Raw genomic sequence first — 6000 nt, forward strand, 5'->3', positions numbered from 1 at the left:
TTACGCTGACATGACTGGTTTTTCAATTGCTTTTTCCCTGAAAACATTCTATAATGGTGAAAAGTGGTGGAAAGTGGTGCATTTTTGGCGAAAGTGGGGTGACGGTCATGCTGATGGGTGAATTCGAACATGCCCTGGACAGCAAGGGCCGTCTGTTTGTTCCTGCCAAAATGCGGGAAAACCTGGGAACGTCCTTTGTTGTGACCAGAGGCGTGGACGGGTGCCTGGATGTATACCCCATGGAAGCCTGGGAAAAGCTGAAGAACAGCTTTGCTGAAAAAATGATGCCCAAACACAAGATGCGGGACGTTTCCCGGTTCATTTTCGGGGGCGCCTGCGAGGTAGAACCTGATAAACAGGGCCGCATCCTGCTGCCGGCCAACCTGCGTACCTACGCCCGGATCAAAGAAACCGCTCTGATCGTAGGTGTGGGAAGCAAGGCTGAAATCTGGGATGCACAGCGGTACGCGGAGTACACCAGGACGGTGGAAGCCGATGTAGCCGATATGATTGAAGAATTGGAATTTGAGTGAGGGGATGACCCTCCTGTCTCATAGAACGGGGAATTTGCATGGAATTTGTCCATAAAAGCGTATTATTGGAAGAAAGTGTCCAGTGGGTGGTCACGGATCCGAAGGGGATTTACGTGGACTGTACCCTGGGCGGTGCCGGCCATTCCCGCCGGATCACCCAGCTGCTGGATCCGGAAGGCATGCTCATCGGAATCGATCAGGATGAGGATGCCATTTGTGCTGCCACAGAACGGCTGAAGGATGCAAAGTGCCAGGTGAAGGTTGTCCACAACAACTTCCGGAATCTGGAAGCCGTCCTCCAGGAACTTGGCATCGATCAGGTGGACGGAATCCTGTTTGACCTGGGAGTTTCCTCCTACCAGCTGGATACTCCGCAGCGGGGTTTCTCCTACATGCACGATGGGCCCCTGGACATGCGTATGGACCAGGAAGCCACCCTCACTGCAGCCGATGTGGTGAACAAATATAAGGAAGATGACCTGGCCAGCCTGATCTACAAGTACGGCGAAGAGCGGTGGAGCAAACGGATCGCCCAGTTCATCGTGGCGGCCCGGAAAGAACATCCTGTCACCACAACAGGGGAGCTGGTCCACATCATCAAGGCAGCCATTCCCAAAGGCGCCCGTCTGGACGGACCCCATCCGGCCAAGCGGACGTTTCAGGCCATCCGCATCGAAGTGAATGACGAACTGAAAATCCTGGATGCTGCCATGGAAACGGCAGTCCATCATCTGAAGAGCGGCGGCCGTATCGGTGTCATTACGTTCCACAGCCTGGAGGACCGGATCATCAAACGGGCATTCAAACGGCTGCAGCGGGGCTGCATCTGCCCGCCGGAGCTGCCGGTGTGCGTGTGCGGACGGAAGCCGGAGCTGAAGAAACTGAAGAAATTCACCCCTTCGGCGGCGGAACTGGAAGAAAATCCCAGAGCCCGCAGCGCAAGATTAAGAGGGGCAATCAAGATTTAAGCAATCATACTGAAGGAGACGCAACATGGTGAACAGAAATACTGGTCGACCGATGGTTTGGCCGTCTCATAGATACTATACAGATGGATCTGCCGCTGTGCAGGAAGAGGAAACTTCGGATCCTTCCCGGGAGCGGCAGCGGAAGGCGGCGCCGAAAAAAGCTGCAGTAAGGAAAAATATTGTGCTGCGACGGGTTGCATTTTTTGCTTGTTTGGTATTATCATTAGTATTCGTGAATGTAGCCCTGAGCGAATTGTATTTTACCCGTTCCCAGGCGCTGGTGAAGCTGAAAGGCGTGGAAGCCCAGCAGCTGGATGAGAACGAAACCTTGAAAATCGACGTGGAGCGGCTGCGGAGTCCTGAACGGATTACCAGCATCGCCACGAAAAAATTGGGAATGCAGACGGCCCGGAGCAACATTTACGTGAGAGAGAACTGATGGAGGCTTCTGCCTCCCGAAAAATGGGGGATGGACATGGAAAGAAAACTGAAGGAAGTGCTTTGCCAGCTGCCCGGAGCGGTGGTCACGGGGAAGGTGAATGATCAAGTCATCCGCGATTTGACCATCGATTCCCGCACCGTTGCCCCTGGCAGCCTTTTTATTTGTCTGAAAGGCGTCAATACGGACGGCCATAAATATATTGGAAAAGCGGTGGAAAAGGGTGCTGCTGCCATTTTGGTGGAAGAAGACGTGCCGCCTGTGGAAGGCACTGTACTGATCAAAGTGCCCAGCACCAATGACGCCATGACCGGCCTGGCACCCTGGTTCTACGAATACCCGGCCCGGAAAATGCGCATGGTAGGCGTAACAGGTACCAACGGCAAGACTACTACTACGAATATCCTGCGGACGCTGCTTACCCGCACCGGCCATAAAGTGGGGCTGATCGGCACCATCAACGTGATGATCGGGGATGAAGTGCGCAGGAGCCACAACACAACACCGGACGTAGTGGATCTGCAGAAAATCCTGTATGAAATGGTGGAGGCCCGCTGTGATACCTGTGTCATGGAAGTGTCTTCCCATGCTCTGGCACTGCGCCGGGTGGCAGGCATCGAATACGATACAGCCGTGCTTACCAACATTACCCAGGATCACCTGGATTTCCACAAGACCATGGAAAATTACCGGGAAGCCAAGGCCCTGCTGTTCACCCATCTTCATGAAGGGGTAAAGCCCAACAAGACGGCTGTTTTCAATGCCGATGATCCCAGTTCGGCAATCATCATGCCCCGTGTGAAGACGAAGATCATGACCTACGGCAAGGGGAAGGACAATGATGTGTACCCGCTGACCTTCCACGTGGCTGCCACCCATATGGAACTGAACCTCCATACCCCCGTGGGCGAAATGGATCTGAAACTGCATATTACGGGGGAATTCAACGTGTACAATGTTATGGGCACGATCTGTGCTGCCATTGCTGAAGGACTGACAAAGGATGAGATCATCAGGGGCCTGGACGATTTCGGCGGTGTTCCCGGCCGGTTCCAGCTGATCCATGCAGGACAGCCCTTTACTGTGGTGGTGGACTATGCCCACACGCCGGACGGACTGGAAAACGTACTGAAGACGGCCCGCCAGATCACCAGCGGGAAACTGTGGGTGATTTTCGGTGCCGGCGGCGACCGGGACCGGAAGAAACGGCCCATCATGGGCAGGATTGCCCTGGATCTGGCCGATAAGCTCATCGTGACCAGTGATAATCCCCGGACGGAAGATCCGGAAGCCATCATCAAAGATATCGAGGAAGGCCTGGCAGAACCGCCTGCGGAGAAGGAAATCCACAAAATCACCGATCGGCGGGAAGCCATCGAATACGCCATGGGCCATGCCCGGCCGGATGATGTGGTGCTGATTGCCGGCAAAGGCCACGAAGACTACCAGATCCTGAAAGATCGCACCATCCATTTCTCCGATGCAGAAGTGGTACAAGATTATTTCCAGAAGGGGAAGACCCATGCTTAAGCTTTCTATGATTTGTAAGGCGCTGTCGGTGGAATCCGCTCTGCCTCAAGATACTGAATTTACCGATGTGATGACGGACTCCCGGACCATTGTGCCCGGCTGTTTGTTCCTGGCCCTGGTGGGTGAAAAATTCGACGGCCATGCCTTTGTGGCCAAAGCCCTGGAAACGGGAGCCCGGGCGGCTGTGGTTTCCAAAGTACCGGAAGGAGTGGACCCGGCCAAATGCCTGGTGGTCCCCGATACCCTGAAGGCCTACCAGCAGATTGCCACGGCCTGGCGGCTGCTTCAGAAAGAGCTGACCGTCATCGCCATCACCGGCAGCAACGGCAAGACGTCCACCAAGGACTGTATTGCTGCCGTACTGGGTGAGAAATACCGGGTGATCAAGACACAGGCCAACTTCAACAACGAAATCGGTCTGCCCAAGACGCTGCTGACCATCCGGCCGGACACGGAAATGGCCGTGGTGGAAATGGGCATGCGGGGTCTGGGACAGATCCGGGCCATGAAACACATTGCCTATCCCGATGCGGCTGTGATCACCAATGTGGGGGATACCCATCTGGAACTGCTGGGCAGTTTGGAGAACATTGCCAAAGCCAAGAGTGAGATCCTGGAAGATTTTACTCCGAAAAACCACGCTTTTTTGAATGGGGATGACCCCCGGGTGTCCGTGATGAAGACCGGCGCTGTGGCGCATTCCTATGGAATCGACAGCGATGCGGACGTGAAGGCCATCGACATCATCGCCGACGGTCTCAGCACTACCTTTACCTATCGCAGCAGGATTACCGGCAATACCCAGGTGGTCAAACTGCCTCTTCTGGGCCGTCACAATGTGATGAACGCCCTGGCTGCCGTAGCTGTGGGCGAAGTGTACGGCGTTTCTGATGAAGCCATTGCTCATGGGCTGGAAAATTTGAAGATGACGGGCATGCGCCAGGAAATCCTGCATTTCGGAGACGTGACCGTGATCAACGATGCTTACAATGCCAGCCCGGCTTCCATGGAAGTGGGAATCAGGACCCTGGTGGATGTGGTCAAGAATCAGGGCCATGGCCGTGCTGTGGCTGTTCTGGCGGATATGCTGGAACTGGGAGCCCATTCCAGGAGCGGCCATTCCCAGGTGGGACGCTGGTGTGCAGAAGACGGGGTGGATGCTCTGATCTGCTACGGGCCGGAAAGCCGTTATACGGCGGAAGAAGCCGAAAAAGCAGGCGTGCCTGTGCAGTACGTAGAAGACAAAGAATCGGCTGCCAGGGCCCTGGAGGCACTGGTACAGCCCGGTGACGTGGTGCTGCTGAAAGGTTCCCATGGCATGGAAGTCTATCAATTGATCGATCTGGTGTTCCGGAAAGAAGGGAAAGCCCAATGAGCGGAATCGGTATCCTGCTGACTTCCTTCGTACTGACAGCCGTCATCGGCCGGTTCCTGCTGCCCCTGCTGCACAAATGGCATTTCGGCCAGAGCATCCGGGAATGCGGTCCCAAGGAACATTTGAAAAAGAACGGCACCCCTACCATGGGGGGCCTGATGATGATCGGGGCGGCCATCATCGCCAGCCTGCTGTGGATCCCTCTGGATTCCCGGATCGTGGTGGCTCTGTGGCTGTTCGTGGGTTACGGTGTCATCGGTTTCATCGATGATGGCCTGAAGATTTTCTTCAAGCGGAACCTGGGGCTTACCTCCAAACAGAAAATGGCCCTGCAGATCCTGGTAGCGGCAGTATACCTGTTGTATCCGGGAGATGTGACTGTGTACAGCACCAATGTCTGGGTACCCTTCTTCAATGTGACCATTCCTATGAGCCATGCGGTATATTCTGTGTTCATCCTGCTGCTGCTGGTGGGAACGACCAACGCGGTGAATCTGACGGACGGACTGGACGGCCTGGCTTCCACGGTGACCCTGCCGGTGATGCTGGCCTTTGCCTGTATTGGATATAAGAGCAATCTGCAGCCGGAAGCCCTGTTTGCCCTGTCCATTGTAGGGTGCTGCCTGGGTTTCCTGATTTATAACCACCATCCGGCCAAATGCTTTATGGGGGACACTGGTTCCCTGGCTCTGGGAGGTGCTGTGGCTGCTGTAGCCATCGGGACCCACACTGAGCTGCTCCTGGTTGTGATCGGGGGTATCTACGTACTGGAAGCCTTGTCTGTGATGCTGCAGGTGGGGTATTTCAAACTCACCCACGGCAAGCGGATCTTCCGCATGGCGCCGCTGCACCATCATTTTGAGCTGGGCGGCCTGAAAGAAGTGGAAGTGGTGAAGCGCTTCGCACTGGCCAGTTGCGTGTTCAGCCTGGCAGGTGTTGGGCTGTATCTGATGAGATAAGAGAGAAAGTGGATAGTGAGTAGTGGATAGTGGATAGTGAATCAAACCAACCACTGTATACTGTACCCATAAGTATGGACACTTTTTAAGAGTAGTACCTACCCACAAAATTGGACAGCCTACAATTTGAATCCTTTAAAATTGACGTGTTCATTTTAGACCCAACCTATTGAACACAATCATGTGTATGTGGTAT

Annotated in this window: 6 protein-coding genes; all 6 read left to right on the top strand. The window is 54.6% G+C overall.

Features of this window, described 5'->3' with window-relative positions; genetic code table 11:
- The first annotated feature begins 107 nt into the window (after nucleotides 1–107).
- The 6 genes from mraZ (at nucleotide 108) to mraY (ending at nucleotide 5804) form a co-directional block, all read left to right on the top strand.
- Nucleotides 108–533 carry a division/cell wall cluster transcriptional repressor MraZ gene (gene mraZ, locus ACR0QW_RS05500; RefSeq protein WP_432642710.1) on the top strand — a complete coding sequence of 142 codons (426 nt, stop codon included), beginning with the start codon at nucleotides 108–110 and terminating at the stop codon, nucleotides 531–533.
- 38 nt (nucleotides 534–571) lie between these two features.
- A complete protein-coding gene (gene rsmH / locus ACR0QW_RS05505) occupies nucleotides 572–1501 on the top strand; it encodes a 16S rRNA (cytosine(1402)-N(4))-methyltransferase RsmH (protein ID WP_432642711.1) in 930 nt (309 codons plus the stop codon).
- A gap of 97 nt (nucleotides 1502–1598) precedes the next feature.
- A complete protein-coding gene (locus ACR0QW_RS05510; RefSeq protein WP_432642712.1) occupies nucleotides 1599–1940 on the top strand; it encodes a cell division protein FtsL in 342 nt (113 codons plus the stop codon).
- A 36-nt stretch (nucleotides 1941–1976) separates the two neighbouring features.
- A complete protein-coding gene (locus tag ACR0QW_RS05515) occupies nucleotides 1977–3470 on the top strand; it encodes a UDP-N-acetylmuramoyl-L-alanyl-D-glutamate--2,6-diaminopimelate ligase (protein WP_432642713.1) in 1494 nt (497 codons plus the stop codon).
- Nucleotides 3463–4845 (top strand): UDP-N-acetylmuramoyl-tripeptide--D-alanyl-D-alanine ligase, encoded by a 1383-nt coding sequence (locus ACR0QW_RS05520; RefSeq protein ID WP_432642714.1) that lies wholly within the window; start codon nucleotides 3463–3465, stop codon nucleotides 4843–4845. The genes ACR0QW_RS05515 and ACR0QW_RS05520 overlap by 8 nt, the downstream gene beginning before the upstream one ends.
- Nucleotides 4842–5804, top strand: coding sequence for a phospho-N-acetylmuramoyl-pentapeptide-transferase (mraY, locus tag ACR0QW_RS05525; RefSeq protein WP_432642715.1), 963 nt, complete (start codon nucleotides 4842–4844; stop codon nucleotides 5802–5804). The genes ACR0QW_RS05520 and mraY overlap by 4 nt, the downstream gene beginning before the upstream one ends.
- The last annotated feature ends 196 nt before the right edge of the window (nucleotides 5805–6000 follow it).

It is taken from the genome of Acidaminococcus sp. (genome assembly GCF_050873445.1).
In the GTDB taxonomy this organism is placed as follows: Bacteria; Bacillota; Negativicutes; order Acidaminococcales; family Acidaminococcaceae; genus Acidaminococcus.